Here is a 14,209-nt window from a genome sequence, read left to right as displayed (position 1 = left end):
ATTAAAGCTCGAGCAGACCGCCGTCCCCATTTTCGTCGGCAAAGGCCAGCAGCGTGCCTTTGGCGTTCCAGGCGATCGCGGCCACCGGCGGCGTGCCATTGCGGCGGACCAGGATCTCCGCACCATCCTCCAGACGGACCATCAGCACGGTGCCATCGCTGTAACCGGCGGCGAGGATGTCGTTCTTGGGATGACAGGCGACCGCGGAGACGCGCGCCTGCAGCGGCGCGAGCATCGCGGGCTCCTTGCCCATCGGACCGTCCTTGCTGCCGAACGGCCAGATGATCACGGTGTCGGCGCCCGAGGTCGCCAGCCCCTTGCCGCCGGCGCTCCACGACATCGAGCGGACGCGGCCGGGATAGCCGGTCATGCGCATGTGCCTGTTGTCGGCGAGCCGCCAGCCGTGCAGCGCCGGCTCGTGCATCGCGGTGACCAGGAATTTGTTGTCGGGGCTGAAGGTGACCGCGTGATGCGAACCGGCCCAGGGCAGGAATTCGGCCGATCCCGCCATGTTCGGAAACCACAGCGTCACGCCGTTGTAATGCGCGATTGCGAGCCGCAGGCCCTTCGGCGCGAAGGCAAGGCCGCCGACGGTCGAGGGCACGTCGATCGACTTCTCCTCGGCCTTGCCGCTCTTGACGGTCGCGGTCTTGCCGGCCGACCAGGCGAACGCGCCGTCGGCGTGCAGCGCCACCGCGTCGATCCAGCGCCGCTTGGGATCGGTGGCGAGCAGCGTCACCTCGCCCTTGGCGTCGAGCGAGACGACCTTGCCGTCGTCGCCGCCCATGACGAGGCGCTTGCCGTCGGAGGCGGTCGAGAGAATCCCGCCGCTATGCACGGCAACCGTGGTGATCTCGCAATTGGCATCGACGAATGCGACGTTCTCCTCGCCGCCGACGAAGGCGGCGCGATCCTTCAGGAAATGCACCGAGGTCACGGCCATGCCGAGCGCAATCGGCTGGACGCGGTCGGTGACGGAAACGATCGAAGCGGACTCGGGCGCTGGCGTAAACTCTTTCATCACGAGACGATGCAGCTCTCGAAACCCTTGCGGATCGCCTCTTCGGGCAATTCGCGGCCGATGAAGACGAGGCGGCTCTCGCGCGGCTCGCCCTCCTTCCACTTCCGCTGGTGGTTGCCCTCCAGCATCATGTGGACGCCCTGGAAGACGTAGCGATCGTCGTCGTCGTGGAAGGCGAGGATGCCCTTGGAGCGCAGGATCTTGCCGCCCTCGACCTGCACCAGGTTCTGCAGCCAGGGCATGAACACGTTGGGATCTAGCGGCTTGTCGGTCTTGAGCGAGAGCGATTGCATCTCCTCGTCGTGATAGTGCTTCAGGCCGTGGCCGTGATCATGGTGATGGTGATCGTGGCCGTGATGGTGGTGATGATCATGATCGTGGTGATGATCATGATCGTGGTCATGATCGTCGGCCTCCAGGAAGTCAGGCTCGATGTCGAGGATGCGGTCGAGATCGAACGCGCCGCGGTCGAGCACGTCGGCCAGCGCCACCGCGCAGCGCTCGGTGCGATGCAGCTTCGCATAGGGATTGATGCCGCGAATGCGGGCCTCGACCTCGGCGAGCTCGCCCTTGTTGACGAGGTCGGTCTTGTTCAGAACGATGACGTCGGCAAAGGCGATCTGGTTCTTGGCCTCTGGTGCATCCTTCAAACGGTCGGACAGCCATTTGGCGTCGGCGACCGTCACGACCGCATCGAGCCGGGCGTTCTTCTGCACGTCCTCATCGACGAAGAAGGTCTGCGCGACGGGGGCGGGATCGGCAAGACCGGTGGTCTCGACGATGATGGCGTCGAACTTGCCCTTGCGCTTCATCAGGCCGTCCATGATGCGGACGAGGTCGCCTCGTACGGTGCAGCAGATGCAGCCGTTGTTCATCTCGAACACTTCCTCATCGGCGCCGATGATGAGGTCGTTGTCGATCCCGATCTCGCCGAATTCGTTGACGATGACGGCGTATTTCTTGCCGTGGTTCTCCGACAGGATGCGGTTGAGCAGCGTGGTCTTGCCGGCGCCGAGATAGCCGGTCAGCACGGTCACGGGAATCTTCTGGGAGGTCGCGTCAGACATAACAACTCCGGACTTCAAGGCTTTTTCGCGCGACGCGAGGCGGGGTGGCCCCTGCCCTAATGGTCAAGCGCGCTGGTCAGGGCCTTTATATTGTGCCTGACCATGTCAATGTAAGTGGGTGCAGGGCCCTTTTCGCCGGTCAAACCGTCCGAAACCAGGGTGCCACCGACCTTGGCGCCGGTCTCGGCGGCGATCCGCCGGATCAGGCGATCGTCGCTGATATTTTCAAGGAACACGGCCGGGATTTTCTGGGCCTTGATCTGGCCGATGATGGCGGCGATATCTCGCGCGCTCGGCTCGCTCTCCGTGGAGACGCCCCGGGGGGCGATGAACCGGATACCGTATTCGCTGGAGAAATAGCCGAAGGCGTCATGGGTGGAGATCACCTTGCGCCGCTCCGGCGGGATTTTTGCGACAGCGTCGCGGACCTCGCGGTCGAGGGCTTCGAGCTTTTCCAGATAGGCCTTGGCCTGGGCGCGGAAGAACTCCGCATCGTCAGGAGCGGCCGTGGCGAGCGCGCTCGCAATGTCGGTGACGTAGATCTTGGCGTTCAGGATGGACTGCCAGGCGTGGGGATCAGCGGCCGAGCCCAGCTTCAGCGGCGCGATGCCGGCGCTTGCGGTGATCACCTTGGCCTTGCTCCCTGCGGATTGCACGAGGCGCGGCAGCCAGCCCTCCAGCCCGAGCCCGTTGACGATGACGAGCTTCGCCGCCGCGACCCGCTTGGCATCGCTAGGGGCCGGCGTATAGACGTGGACGTCGCTGTCGGGCCCGACCAGCGTCGTCAGGTTGATGCGGTCGCCACCGACATTGCGGACGAAATCGCCGAGGATCGAGAAACTCGCGACGACGTTGAGCCGCTCCGCGGCCTCAAGCGGCGAGGCGATCAGCAACAGCGCACAAACCAGGATGAGCCGCATCGTCATGCTTCCAGATGCCGGCCGGGAAACAGCTGCCGGACGATGCCGCCGACGCGGCCGAACAGGACGGAGACGATGTAGAGCACCGTCGCTACCAGAATGATCGCGGGACCCGAGGGCACGCGGGTCTGGAATGAGAGCACGAGGCCGGCATAGCCGGAGACCCCGGCAGCAATGACGGCGATGCAGATCATCGCGGTGAGATCGCGCGACCAGAACCTTGCGATGCCCGCAGGCAGGATCATCAGCCCCACCGCCAGCAGCGTGCCCAGCGCCTGAAAGCCGTTGACGAGGTTGATGACGACCAGCGCGAGGAAGGCGAGATGGGCGGGGCCACCGGCGCGGCTCACGGTGCGCAGGAACAGGGGATCGACGCTCTCGATCACCAGCGGGCGGTAGATCACCGCGAGCACCAGCAGCGTCACCGTGGCGTTGAAGGCGACCACCAACAGCGTCTGATCGTCCATTGCGAGGATGTTGCCGAACAGCACGTGCAGGAGATCGATGTTGGTGCCCTTGATCGAGACGATGGTGACGCCGAGCGCAAGCGAAGCGAGATAGAAGGTCGCGAGCGAGGCGTCCTCCTTCAGCCCGGTCGAGCGTGCGACCACGCCAGCGAGGATCGCGACGGCAAAGCCGGCGACCAGGCCGCCGGCCGTCATCGCGAACAGATTGAGGCCGGAGAGCAGGAAACCAACCGCCGCGCCAGGCAGGATCGCGTGCGCCATGGCGTCGCCGACGAGGCTCATCCGCCGCAGCATCAGGAACACGCCGATCGGCGCCCCCGCCAGCGCCAACGCGATCACCGCGGCGAGCGCGCGCCGCATGAACTCGAATTCGGTGAACGGACCGATCAGCGCGTCATAGAGCATCGGATATCAGGCCGCCCGCGAGCTGATATCATCGGCCGCGCAGGCCGCCGCGCTGTCGTCGAAGGCCTCGCACATTCGCATCGCGACCAGCAGATTTTCCGGCGTCAGCACCTCCGCCGTCGGGCCCCACGCGACCGGGCCGCGCGCCAGCACCAGCGTTTCGGCGAAGTGGTTGCGCACCGTCTCCATGTCGTGCAGCGCGGCGAGCACGGTACGGCCCTCGCCGTGCCAGCGCTTCACCAGCGCGAGCAGATCGGCGGTGGTCTTGCTGTCGATGGCGTTGAAGGGTTCGTCGAGCACGATCAGGCTGGCATCCTGGAGCAGCACACGGGCGAACAGCACGCGCTGCATCTGACCGCCGGAGAGCGTGCCGATCGGGCGGTTCTCAAAACCGCTGAGGCCAACTGCTCCGATTGCCCGGAGAATCTTGTCGCGCGCGGCCTTGCCGATGCCGCCGAACAGGCCTGTGCCACGCCACAGCCCGGTGCCGATGAAATCGAACACCGAGATCGGGAAGCTGCGGTCGATCTCCGCGCTCTGCGGCAGATAGGCGATGTCGCGGGCGTCGAGCCCGCCGAGATGGATCGTCCCGTCGAGCGGCTTGAGGATGCCGACGATGCCGCGCAACAGCGTCGATTTACCGGCGCCATTCGGGCCGATCACGGCGACCAGCGCGCCCGGCGCGACCTCGCCGCTGAGATGATGCACGGCGGGGTGCCGGTCATAGCCGAGCGTGACGTTGTGAAAGTGCAGCGCTGCCATCGTCACCTCATCGCCAGCAAGACGATGCCCCACAGCACAGCACAGACCGCGAGCGCGGCCGCGAGACGGCCCGCCATGGTCATGCGCAGGATCGACCAAGGCGCGGTCTGGGCCGGATGCGGCGAGGTCGCATCGTGGACATGGGCGTGGGCGTGATCGTGCCCGTGCGAATGTCCATGGCCGTGACCATGGGAATGGCCATGAGCATGGTCGTGCTGGTGGGCGTGGGACGCGGCGGGAGCCATTTGCGGACGTTATATTATAACATTACGCCTGTCCACGGCGGGACTGACATCGCGGCTCAGGGCTTGCCGATCACCATGGCGATGGCGGCTGCCACGAATGGGAACGGCACCGAGACGGCGCAGCGGAACCAGACGAAACGGGCGGGCATGAACGGGATCTCCCACAAGATCACCCGCTGGAAGGCGAACAGCGCCCAGGCGACGACATAGGCAACCACCTGCGGCACCCCGCCCCCCGACTTCAACGCCACGGTGCCGATGGAGAAGCCGACCACGGGACCGCCGGGCGTGGCGGCGCCGGCGACCACGGCGGTGGCAACCCCGAGCCAGCCGCTATCAGGGCCGAGCCAGCCGGTGATCACCTCCTGCGGGATGATGGCCGCGATGTAGCCGGAGCCGATCACGCCAAGCGCGATCCGCGGCACGATGTTGACGAAGTCCATCGTGCCCTCGCGCAGCGAGGCCACGAACACCGGACGCCCACGACGAAAGGCGATCAGCCCGACGCCCAGCACCGAGCTCCACAGCAGGATGTCGATCAGAAGCGCTGCGCTCAACTCTCGTCGTCCTTCGCGAGCGGCTTCGGATAGAGCCTGACATAGACGAAGCGGCCGAGGGCGCCGGCGAGCACCGGCAGCGGCAGCGAGATCACGATCCGCCACAGCGTGAAATCGGTGCCCATGATCGGGATTTCCCAGGCGACCGCCCGGCCATAGCCGATCAGCGTCCAGCTCACGACCAAGGCGATGGTGGCGCCGAAATCGGCGCCGACCGCGAGCAGCGCGCTCGCCACCGGGTAGGCGGTGAAGGGACCGCCGGGCAGAATCGCGCCGAACGCGGTGCCGATCAAAAGGCCCATCAGGCCGGATTTCGGCCCGAGCGAGCGCGAGACCTTCTCGTGCGGCAAGATCTCCGAGATGAAGGCCCCGAGCAGGCAGCCGGCGAGCACCCGCGGCAGGATGCCCGAAAACAAGGAGAGATCGTGGGTAAGGATGTCCAGAACGCCGTCGGTGCCGTCCCGCCGCCAGACCAGTGCTGCACTCACCGCCACCAGAGCTGCGATGATGACGGTCGACCAGCCGATCGGCTTGCGGACCCGGCCCGGCCGCGGCTCGGATTCCGCGTCGCCGCCAGGCACCGGATTGTTCGGGGAAGGTTCTGACAACGGGCTGGGTCGCTCGAGGGTGATGCCCGTTCTGATTAAGGGCGGTGTTCCCCCGATGCAAACGGTGTGACGACAGACCCATGCGCGCGCCACGCAGGGCAATTCCGCACAGCAAAAAGGCGGTCGCGCCTGCGACCGCCTTTGTTTCTGTCATTCCGGGGCGGCGCGTCAGCGCCGAACCCGGAACCCATCGGGCGTCACCCGAGCAGACAAATGGATTCCGGGCTCGCGCTTCCCGCGCCCCGGAATGACACCTGTCACGCCTTCTCGAACAGGGACTCCACGTATTCCCAGTTCACGAGGTTCTCGACGAACGCCTTGAGATAGTCGGGACGGCGATTGCGATAGTCGATGTAGTAAGAGTGCTCCCAGACGTCGCAGCCGAGGATCGGTGTGGCGCCGTGCACCAGCGGATTCTCGCCGTTCGGGGTCTTGGAGATCTCGAGCTTGCCATTCTTGACCTGGAGCCAGCACCAGCCGGAGCCGAACTGGCCGACGCCGGCCGCCTGGAAGTCGGTCTTGAACTTCTCGAAGCCGCCGAGGTCCTCGTTGATCTTCTTCTCGAGCTTGCCCGGCAGCTTGGTGCCGCCGCCATTGGGCTTCATCCAGCTCCAGAAGTGGATGTGGTTGTAGTGCTGGCCGGCGTTGTTGAACACCGCGGGGTTCTTGCCGAACGAGCCCTTGACGATCTCTTCAAGGGACTTGCCTTCCCATTCGGTCCCCTTGAGCGCGTTGTTGCCGTTGGTGACGTAGGCCTGATGATGCTTGTCGTGGTGATATTCCAGCGTCTCCTTCGACATGTACTGGCCAAGGGCGTCATAGGCGTAAGGAAGTGGGGGCAGCGTAAAGGTCATGGCTTCTTGTCCGCAACTGGTGGGGAACGAGTTCTAACGGTCACCCCTTATAGAAGGTTCCGCCGCCATTAAATACCTCAGAATTTGCGAAAACTTGGCGCGTCCTGCCTGAATGCACAAATTCGTCGCAACCGGCCGTGTCGATCAGGCCTGCGGTTCGCTGTAAAATATCATTGCCTTTGAGGCGCTTAAGACAGAACAAACGCGCCACGAAGCGGAGCTGTGGAGGACGACGCCATGAGCATCGAGATCGACATATTGAACGGCGACGCCTCGTGGCCGAGGGCCGAGCCGCTACTTCAGGCGGTCTGGGCACCGCAGTTGGTCGCAGGCAAGCACTGGGCTCATGTCAAATGGGCCAATGCCGATCTCCGCGTGCTGGTCGAGACGCCCGAGGATGGTCTCGTGTGCCATGTCGGCATCTACTTCCGCACCATCACCTGGAATGGACAGAAGGTTCATATCGGCGGCATCGGCGGCGTCTCGACGCGCGAGGACCAGCGCGGCCGTGGCTATGCGACCGTGGCGATCGACGCGGCGGTGCATACCATGCGCGCCAACGAGGCGGTTCGGTTCGCCCTACTGGTCTGCGAGCCGCACAATTTCGCGTTCTACGAGGCCCGGAGCTGGCTGCCGTTCAAAGGCGAGGTCTATTGCGAACAGCCGGAAGGGCGGATTCGGTTCACCTACATGGCGCCCTATGTCTTCCACATCGTGCGCGCGCCGACGCTGGGCACCATCGACCTATGCGGCCTGCCGTGGTGAGCCCTGCGTGAGCCAGGGCTGCGCCGGCCGGCTCATTCTCTTATAATATGTCGGTCATCATTTAATTTTCCGCCCGGTGAACATGACGATCGACGCCCCCGCAGATGCCGTCCCGCCGGTTGCGCCGGTCGCCTCCCCCATCGCGAGCCTCCTGACCGCGCCGATCCTGCCGACGCTGCTGCGGCTCGCGATCCCCAACATGATCGCGATGGTCGGCAGCACGCTCGTCGCAGTGGCTGAGACCTCCTATATCGGCCGGCTCGGCACCATCCCGCTCGCCGCGATCGCGCTGGTGTTTCCGTTCGCGATGCTGACGCAGATGATGAGCGCGGGCGCGATGGGCGGCGGCGTCTCGTCCGCAATCAGCCGCGCCCTCGGCGCAGGGGATCGCGACCGCGCCGCGACGCTGGCGCTGCATGCCGCCATCATCGGCCTTTGCGGCGGGCTGTTCTTTACGGTGATGATGCTCGCCTTCGGCCGCTCCTTCTTCGCGCTGCTCGGCGGACGCGAGCGCGTGCTCGAGGAGGCCAGCGGCTATTCGCAGGTGCTGTTCTCCGGCGCGGTCGCGATCTGGCTCGTCAACACGCTGGCCTCGGTGATCCGCGGTACCGGCGACATGCGCCTGCCTTCAATGATTCTGATCGGCGCGAGCGCGCTGCAGATCGTGCTCGGCGGCACGCTGGGGCTCGGCCTGTTCGGAGTGCCGCAATTCGGCATGCCGGGCGTGGCGAGCGGGCAGCTGATCGCGTTCAGCTGCGCGGCGATCTTCTTCATCTGGTATCTGTTGTCGGGGCGCAGCCGGCTGCCGCTGGATGTCCGCGCCTTTCATTTCGAGCGCGCGATGTTCCTGGACATTCTCAAAGTCGGCGCGGTGGCCTGCCTGTCGCCGCTGCAGACCGTGCTCACCATTCTGATCTTCACGAAGATCCTCGCGACCTTCGGCACCGAGATGCTGGCCGGCTACGGCATCGGCTCGCGGCTGGAATTTCTGCTGATCCCGATCACCTTCGCCTTCGGCATCGCCTCGGTGCCGATGGTCGGCATGGCGATCGGCGCCGGGCATGTGAAGCGCGCGCGGCGTGTCGCCTGGACCGCGGCTGCCGCCTCGGGACTCACGGTGGGGCTGATCGGTCTCGTCGTTGCGCTCGCGCCGTCACTGTGGGTCGGGCTCTTCACCCGCGATCCCGGCGTCACCGCCGCAGCGCACAGCTATTTCCACTGGGCCGGTCCGGCCTTCGTGTTCTTCGGCATGGGCGTGTCGCTTTACTTCTCTTCGCAAGGCGCCGCACGCGTCGGCGGGCCCGTGCTCGCCTCGACGGCACGGCTTCTGATCGTCGCGATCGGCGGCATCGGACTGATGACCGCGCAGGCTCCGGCCTGGACCCTCTTCGCGCTGGTCGGGGGCGCCATGGTCGTGTTCGGGCTTTCGACCGCCGCCTCGGTCGCATTCGCGCGCTGGGGCAAATGATCGCAGGCAAATAAGCGCCGGCAGATAAGCTCAGAGATGTGATTCCTTCGGGCGTTGCGCGCGCTCGATTTGCTGCTATGGAGTCGCCTCCATTCCAGGGCTCCTCTCCATGACATTCAGATTCGTCGCTCTCACCGTCATTCTGGCTGCGCTGATCGGTGCGCCTTCCGCCTATGCGCAGAGCGCCGACGGGACCTGGCTCACGCAGGCGGGCGATGCACGCGTCAAGATCAGCAAATGCGGCGGCGGCATCTGCGGCCACATCGTCTGGCTGCGCGAGCCCATGGACAGCGCGACCGGTCAGCCCGCCACCGACAGCAAGAATCCCAATCCCGCGCTCGCCAGGCGCCCGATGATCGGCCTGCCATTGTTCAGCGGCATGGAGCCGACGGGACCGAACAAATGGTCGGGCCAGATCTACAATGCGGACGACGGCAGCACCTATGCGAGCAACATCAGCCTGACTGGCGCGGACGCGCTGCGGGTCGAAGGCTGCGTCGGCGCGCTCTGCGGCGGTGAGACCTGGACGCGCGCGGGGCGCTAACCCGCTGCCATCATCGCCTTCAACGCCGTCGCCGCCGAGGCATAGCCGCCGCGCGCGCCGTCGATGAAATGGACGTGATCGCTGCGCAGCGCCGACGGCGCGAAGCAGGTCATCATCGCAGCGTCCTGCTGGTAGAGGCCGTAGCGCACGATGCCCTCGCGCGCGGCGGCTTTGAGACGATCGTTCAAGGCGCGCTCGAGCTGCGGCGTGCAGTCCAGAATCATGCGCAGGCCGTCGTCGTATTTACGGAAGTCCGAGTTCTCGACCACTTGGCGCTTGTAGAGGCTGGGCACGAAACCGCCGATCTTGATGTCGAAGCGCATGATGAAATAAGCGAACAGCGTATAGGCCAGTACGCTGGCTCTGCGCGCGAGCAGCGGCCCCCCGCGCCTGGTTCGGGCCTCGAATTCCACGCCCTGCGGCGGCCATTTCAACGGGGGCCCCTGCGGCGGCACCGGCCGGCCACCCTCCGGGCTGCGCTCGACGAGATGAATGATGTCCTCGATCACTTTGCGGAAGGCCTGCGGATCGACGCCGCGCGCCGGCATCACCAGCACCGACAGGATCAGGCCGCGCGCCGCCGGCATCACCTCGAAACGACACGACAGGCCGGAGAGGTCCGGCTGCGTGCCGCCAGGCGCCTCCTCGACGGCAAACTCGCCGCGCTTCATCGCGGCGTCGGCCCAGGCGAGCCCGCCGCCCGAAAACATCGCATAGGACAGGTTGGCCGACGGCCCGAACCGGGCGACGCGCACATCGAGGCCGTGTGTGCGAATGACGCTGACCGGCACCAAGGCGACGCGCAGGGTCAGATCGAGATCTTCGCGCACCCAGGTCGCGGTCGCAGCCAGCGCCTGGCGGGCAAGCTCGACGTCGTCTGGCGCCACCGCGAAGCTGGCGCCGTCGCCGCCGAACACGAAGGGAAATTCCCGCCCCTGCAGCGCGTTGGTCACCGCCGCGATCACGGCGGCACCCGCCATGTTCACGGCCTTGTAGCGCTGCGCCGCGATCGCCTTGGTCGAATCGACGATATCGGCAACACCGATGCTCCAGTCGTCCGGCAGCGGCGCATAAAGCGCAGGATCCATCAGGCTGGTGAAGCCTCGGAAGACGGGAATGCCGCCATAGAAGGACTCGCCTGAGCTCATCGGGATTGCCGGACTGTTGGGAATGCGAAGCAAGATACGTGGCAGGATCGATCCGGGTTCGCTGGCTCGCGCCCCGTTTCGATCATTGGCCGAAAGCGGCCCGGACAACAAGATGCGGCCGCCTTGCAATGCCCCGGCGGGATCATTGATCGGCATCAAACGGCCATCCGGGGAGAGCGGCTATCGTCGGTCGGCTCCAAGGGGTTGCATGGGAAAATCGAGGTGTCCGACTTCAGCAGCAAGGACTCCACCTGTCCGGTCCGCCGGCGCACGGGTGTCGACCCGATCAGCGCGGTGAAGATGCCGGAAAGATTGACGGAGGCGGTCGATGCCTGGGCTGAAGCTCACCGCCTGACCCGCTCGGATGCGATCTGCAAGCTGATCGAGCTGGGGCTGAAGTTGGCACTCCCCGTCTCCGCGCCCGCGCACCCGGTCGTATCGGACGCGACCAAGATCGAAGAGATCGCAGTGCATGAGATCGAGTTACTGCTCGATCCGGCATTGCCGCCAGACGAGCGCGAGCGCCGCATTCGCCGCCTCACCGAAGGGCCGCCGGAATTTTCACACGAACGATTCGACCTGCCGAAGCAGCGGCCGTGAGCGGCTAGTGCAGCTTCTCGTCCTGACGCTTGCGCAGCTGGGATGCAGGGACGTCGTGGCAGCCGATCAAACGCACGAATTGTTGCGGATACATCTCGTGGCCGTGAGCGCCGGAATTCTGATGCGACATCGGCGGGCAGCGAACTTCATCCGACTTCACACGCACCGGCTCTTTCAGGGCCCGGCTTGAAGCGGTCATGTCTGAAGTGGCCATCGACTGCTCCCCTTCGTTTAGGGCAGATCGATTGACGTAAACCAATCGATTGCGGGGCATCTTACGACCAAATCCGGCTGGCTGTCATTGCGCACGATCAACGCAATTGTGGCAGCCGGGTTCCGTCTACGCCGTGTTCCCGGCATCGATGGTGAACACGGTGCCGGTGACGTTGCGGCCGCCTTCGCCCAAAAGGTATTCCACCATGCGCGCGACGTCATCCGTCTCCGGCAGCCGGCGCAGCGCGCTGCGGCCCGCAATGCGCTTGCGGCCTTCCTCAGACAGATTGTGGGTGAGCTCGGTGTCGATGAAGCCCGGCGCGATCGCGTTCACGGTGATGCCGAGCTTGCCGACCTCACGGGCCAGCGAGCGGGTGAAGCCGGTCGCGGCGGCCTTGGTCGCGCCGTAGACGGAGAGGCCGTTATAGCCTGTCGTCGCGATGATCGAGGAGATGTTGATGATGCGCCCAGTGCCGTCGGCCATCATCTGGCGCGCCACATATTTGGTGAGGATGATCGGCGACAGCACGTTGAGCTGCACCAGTGCCTCGATCTCGGAATTGTGCATGGTGGCCAGCAGGCCTTCGGTGCCGAGACCGGCATTGTTGACGAGGCCGTAGATCGGGCCGAATTCGTCGCGCACGAGCTTTGCGAAGGCCGGGATTGCATCGATCACGGCAAGATCGCAGGCACGGAAATGCAGGCGCCCGTCGGCGGCCGCGATGGCCGCCTTGAGCTCGTCGCTCTCGCGTCGCGCCGCCGCGATGACGTTGAAGCCGGCAGCAACCAGGCGCTTGCCGATCGCAAGCCCGATGCCGCGGCTGCCGCCGGTGACGAGAACGTTATGCATCGGTGCGCGCCAGTTTTCCGGCCGGGGTGACGTCGAGCGCCTCGACGAAGCGGAGCACCGCCGGCACTTTGTGGGATGCGAGCTGGGCGCGGCACAGATCCAGGATCTGGTCGCGGATCTCTTTCGCGCGCGCCGGATCGGTGCCCTCGGTGAGGATCACGTCCGCGACGACGATGCCGCCGGTGATCGGGCTCTTGCGCGACTTCGCGCGCGACATCCGCACATCCGGATGGCGGTTGATCACCGCCTCGATCTCCTCGGGGTGGACCTTCAGCCCGCCGATATTGATGATGCCGCCGCGCCGGCCGACGAAATAATAGCGGTTGCCGCGCAGCTCGACGATGTCGCCGCTGTCGACAAAGCCGTCGTCGTCGGTGAGCGCGGAGGCGTTGCGGCCGATATAGGCATGAGCCGTGCGCGTCGAGCGGATGCGCAGCGAGCCGTCGACGACTTTCATCTCGACGCCGTTGCGGTTGCCGAGATAGTCGGCCGGAAAGCCTTCCAGCCCGTCATTGACGGCGAACCCGACGCCGGCCTCGGTCGAGGCATAGGCATGGCCGACGGACGCATGGGGGAATGCCGCCTTCAGGCCGTCGAGCACGGCTTGGTCGGCGATCTCGCCGGAGAGACGGACGTAAGCCGGGGCGAACTGGGCGGCCGAGCCGCTCATCAGGAGCTTGCGCCAATGCGAAGGCGTGCCGGAGATATGCGAGACACCGCGCGCCTTCAGCCGCGCGACGTGATCGGCGAGCGCCTCATGGGGATCGGACAGCACCAACGAACCGCCGGAGAGGATGGCACGGAGAAAGATTTGCAGGCCGCCATAGCGGCGGATGTCGTAGAACGTTGCCCAGACCGGTGCAGGTCCGCGCGATGGGCCTTCGGCGACGATCGCGCCGGTCAGCGCTTCCAGCGTATGGCCGGCGATCTTTGGCACCCCCGAGGTGCCCGAGGTGAGCATCAGCCATTCGGTGCCGCGCGCGGTCTTGGCCGGCGCGGCGGCTTGCGGCGGCAATTGCGCGGTGACGACCAGCGGCACGCCGGACGCCGCCCAGAGTTCGGGCTCGTCGGTGACGACGGCATCGATCCCGGCATCCGCGATCAAGGCGTCGAGATGCGCCGGGTTGAGGTCCGGCGGACACAACAGCATGCGGCGGGCGATGCCGTCGAGCTCGATCATGGCAAGGCCGGACCGGAGCTGGTCCGACAGCTTGAGCAGCACGGCACGGCCAGAGAGCTCGTGCAGCCGCCCGCCCAGAACAGTGTGCGACAGGATGCCCGTCAGCGATACGACATCATGCGCATCGGAGATGGTGCGGCCTTTCAGCTCCGCGCCCAGATGGTCGCGAAGTGCAAAGATCTCACGCGGGGACATTTTCGTAGGCCCGCACGAAATCGCCCACCGTGGCGGGGAACGCTGCGTCCTCGGAAATGGTGAAGGGATCGACGCCGGTCTCGTCCTCGAGGCGGGCGACCAGGATGGCGAAGGCGAGCGAGTCGAAGCCCGTCTCATGCAGGGACAGATCGTCCGAGAGGGCGGGAAGCGTGACGTGCTGCTCCTTGGCGATCTGCTGAATCGCTTCAATGACCTTTGACCTTACCGACATGGCTGGCTCGCTTTGTTATCGATCTCGTTGTTGCGGCGGCTCTTGCTGACCGCCTCCCCATCGCGGTCTGTTTACCCGACAGAAGTAAATGGCTTCTTGGACAATTCA

18 protein-coding genes are annotated in these 14,209 nt (G+C 65.5%); 4 read left to right on the top strand and 14 right to left on the bottom strand.

What is annotated here, in order from left to right:
• Position 1 precedes the first annotated feature (1 nt).
• From I6F21_RS09535 to I6F21_RS09495, 9 genes are all read right to left on the bottom strand, one after another.
• Complete coding sequence (locus tag I6F21_RS09535; RefSeq protein WP_225126490.1) at positions 2–1,021, bottom strand: WD40 repeat domain-containing protein; 1,020 nt, start codon at positions 1,019–1,021, stop codon at positions 2–4.
• Positions 1,021–2,088, bottom strand: a complete 1,068-nt coding sequence (locus tag I6F21_RS09530) for a GTP-binding protein (RefSeq protein ID WP_225183075.1) — start codon at positions 2,086–2,088, stop codon at positions 1,021–1,023. The genes I6F21_RS09535 and I6F21_RS09530 overlap by 1 nt, the downstream gene beginning before the upstream one ends.
• Before the next feature lie 56 nt (positions 2,089–2,144).
• A complete protein-coding gene (locus tag I6F21_RS09525; RefSeq protein ID WP_035997758.1) occupies positions 2,145–3,008 on the bottom strand; it encodes a metal ABC transporter substrate-binding protein in 864 nt (287 codons plus the stop codon).
• Between the two features lie 2 nt (positions 3,009–3,010).
• Positions 3,011–3,880, bottom strand: coding sequence for a metal ABC transporter permease (locus I6F21_RS09520; RefSeq protein WP_035997704.1), 870 nt, complete (start codon positions 3,878–3,880; stop codon positions 3,011–3,013).
• A 6-nt stretch (positions 3,881–3,886) separates the two neighbouring features.
• Entirely contained in the window at positions 3,887–4,642 is a 756-nt protein-coding gene (locus I6F21_RS09515; protein WP_225183074.1) for an ABC transporter ATP-binding protein, read from the bottom strand.
• 2 nt (positions 4,643–4,644) lie between these two features.
• Entirely contained in the window at positions 4,645–4,887 is a 243-nt protein-coding gene (locus I6F21_RS09510) for a hypothetical protein (protein ID WP_035997699.1), read from the bottom strand.
• Positions 4,888–4,943: 56 nt separating this feature from the next.
• A complete protein-coding gene (locus I6F21_RS09505; protein WP_035997695.1) occupies positions 4,944–5,444 on the bottom strand; it encodes a hypothetical protein in 501 nt (166 codons plus the stop codon).
• The gene (locus I6F21_RS09500; RefSeq protein WP_225183073.1) at positions 5,441–6,052 is read right to left on the bottom strand and encodes a permease; all 612 of its coding nucleotides are present in this window, start codon (positions 6,050–6,052) and stop codon (positions 5,441–5,443) included. The genes I6F21_RS09505 and I6F21_RS09500 overlap by 4 nt, the downstream gene beginning before the upstream one ends.
• A 257-nt stretch (positions 6,053–6,309) precedes the next feature.
• Positions 6,310–6,906: a superoxide dismutase gene (locus I6F21_RS09495; RefSeq protein WP_027573470.1), complete on the bottom strand. Its 597-nt coding sequence runs from the start codon at positions 6,904–6,906 to the stop codon at positions 6,310–6,312.
• A gap of 237 nt (positions 6,907–7,143) precedes the next feature.
• Between I6F21_RS09495 and I6F21_RS09490 the strand changes: the two genes are divergently transcribed.
• The 3 genes from I6F21_RS09490 (at position 7,144) to I6F21_RS09480 (ending at position 9,683) form a co-directional block, all read left to right on the top strand.
• Positions 7,144–7,671, top strand: a complete 528-nt coding sequence (locus I6F21_RS09490) for a GNAT family N-acetyltransferase (RefSeq protein ID WP_225183072.1) — start codon at positions 7,144–7,146, stop codon at positions 7,669–7,671.
• A gap of 82 nt (positions 7,672–7,753) precedes the next feature.
• A complete protein-coding gene (locus I6F21_RS09485) occupies positions 7,754–9,139 on the top strand; it encodes an MATE family efflux transporter (RefSeq protein WP_035997689.1) in 1,386 nt (461 codons plus the stop codon).
• A gap of 109 nt (positions 9,140–9,248) precedes the next feature.
• On the top strand, positions 9,249–9,683 hold the full coding sequence (locus tag I6F21_RS09480; protein WP_035997687.1) for a DUF2147 domain-containing protein: 435 nt from the start codon (positions 9,249–9,251) through the stop codon (positions 9,681–9,683).
• Here I6F21_RS09480 and I6F21_RS09475 read toward each other — a convergent pair.
• Positions 9,680–10,831 carry a DUF3095 domain-containing protein gene (locus I6F21_RS09475; RefSeq protein ID WP_225183071.1) on the bottom strand — a complete coding sequence of 384 codons (1,152 nt, stop codon included), beginning with the start codon at positions 10,829–10,831 and terminating at the stop codon, positions 9,680–9,682. The two genes, I6F21_RS09480 and I6F21_RS09475, sit on opposite strands and share 4 nt — an antisense overlap.
• 216 nt (positions 10,832–11,047) lie before the next feature.
• Here I6F21_RS09475 and I6F21_RS09470 point away from each other — a divergent pair, with 216 nt between their 5' ends.
• A complete protein-coding gene (locus I6F21_RS09470; protein ID WP_225183137.1) occupies positions 11,048–11,431 on the top strand; it encodes a hypothetical protein in 384 nt (127 codons plus the stop codon).
• A gap of 4 nt (positions 11,432–11,435) precedes the next feature.
• On the opposite strand, the gene I6F21_RS09465 is transcribed toward I6F21_RS09470, so the two are convergent.
• From I6F21_RS09465 to I6F21_RS09450, 4 genes are all read right to left on the bottom strand, one after another.
• Positions 11,436–11,645: a hypothetical protein gene (locus tag I6F21_RS09465; protein WP_225183070.1), complete on the bottom strand. Its 210-nt coding sequence runs from the start codon at positions 11,643–11,645 to the stop codon at positions 11,436–11,438.
• 126 nt (positions 11,646–11,771) lie between these two features.
• Positions 11,772–12,494, bottom strand: coding sequence for an SDR family NAD(P)-dependent oxidoreductase (locus tag I6F21_RS09460; protein WP_036036570.1), 723 nt, complete (start codon positions 12,492–12,494; stop codon positions 11,772–11,774).
• Complete coding sequence (locus tag I6F21_RS09455; protein WP_036036568.1) at positions 12,487–13,869, bottom strand: fatty acid--CoA ligase family protein; 1,383 nt, start codon at positions 13,867–13,869, stop codon at positions 12,487–12,489. Before I6F21_RS09455 ends, I6F21_RS09460 begins: the two co-directional genes overlap by 8 nt.
• On the bottom strand, positions 13,856–14,101 hold the full coding sequence (locus tag I6F21_RS09450; protein ID WP_015688794.1) for an acyl carrier protein: 246 nt from the start codon (positions 14,099–14,101) through the stop codon (positions 13,856–13,858). The genes I6F21_RS09455 and I6F21_RS09450 overlap by 14 nt, the downstream gene beginning before the upstream one ends.
• Between the last annotated feature and the right edge of the window lie 108 nt (positions 14,102–14,209).

The organism is Bradyrhizobium sp. NBAIM03 (assembly GCF_020194055.1).
In the GTDB taxonomy this organism is placed as follows: domain Bacteria; phylum Pseudomonadota; class Alphaproteobacteria; order Rhizobiales; family Xanthobacteraceae; genus Bradyrhizobium; species Bradyrhizobium yuanmingense.
This window is presented reverse-complemented; position numbering and strand designations above follow the sequence as displayed.

Coding starts and splice junctions, on each gene's coding strand:
- I6F21_RS09535 (WP_225126490.1), bottom strand. CDS start 1,021: ATGAAAGAGTTTACGCCAGCGCCCGAGTCCGCTTCGATCGTTTCCGTC.
- I6F21_RS09530 (WP_225183075.1), bottom strand. CDS start 2,088: ATGTCTGACGCGACCTCCCAGAAGATTCCCGTGACCGTGCTGACCGGC.
- I6F21_RS09525 (WP_035997758.1), bottom strand. CDS start 3,008: ATGCGGCTCATCCTGGTTTGTGCGCTGTTGCTGATCGCCTCGCCGCTT.
- I6F21_RS09520 (WP_035997704.1), bottom strand. CDS start 3,880: ATGCTCTATGACGCGCTGATCGGTCCGTTCACCGAATTCGAGTTCATG.
- I6F21_RS09515 (WP_225183074.1), bottom strand. CDS start 4,642: ATGGCAGCGCTGCACTTTCACAACGTCACGCTCGGCTATGACCGGCAC.
- I6F21_RS09510 (WP_035997699.1), bottom strand. CDS start 4,887: ATGGCTCCCGCCGCGTCCCACGCCCACCAGCACGACCATGCTCATGGC.
- I6F21_RS09495 (WP_027573470.1), bottom strand. CDS start 6,906: ATGACCTTTACGCTGCCCCCACTTCCTTACGCCTATGACGCCCTTGGC.
- I6F21_RS09490 (WP_225183072.1), top strand. CDS start 7,144: ATGAGCATCGAGATCGACATATTGAACGGCGACGCCTCGTGGCCGAGG.
- I6F21_RS09485 (WP_035997689.1), top strand. CDS start 7,754: ATGACGATCGACGCCCCCGCAGATGCCGTCCCGCCGGTTGCGCCGGTC.
- I6F21_RS09480 (WP_035997687.1), top strand. CDS start 9,249: ATGACATTCAGATTCGTCGCTCTCACCGTCATTCTGGCTGCGCTGATC.
- I6F21_RS09475 (WP_225183071.1), bottom strand. CDS start 10,831: ATGAGCTCAGGCGAGTCCTTCTATGGCGGCATTCCCGTCTTCCGAGGC.
- I6F21_RS09465 (WP_225183070.1), bottom strand. CDS start 11,645: ATGGCCACTTCAGACATGACCGCTTCAAGCCGGGCCCTGAAAGAGCCG.
- I6F21_RS09460 (WP_036036570.1), bottom strand. CDS start 12,494: ATGCATAACGTTCTCGTCACCGGCGGCAGCCGCGGCATCGGGCTTGCG.
- I6F21_RS09455 (WP_036036568.1), bottom strand. CDS start 13,869: ATGTCCCCGCGTGAGATCTTTGCACTTCGCGACCATCTGGGCGCGGAG.
- I6F21_RS09450 (WP_015688794.1), bottom strand. CDS start 14,101: ATGTCGGTAAGGTCAAAGGTCATTGAAGCGATTCAGCAGATCGCCAAG.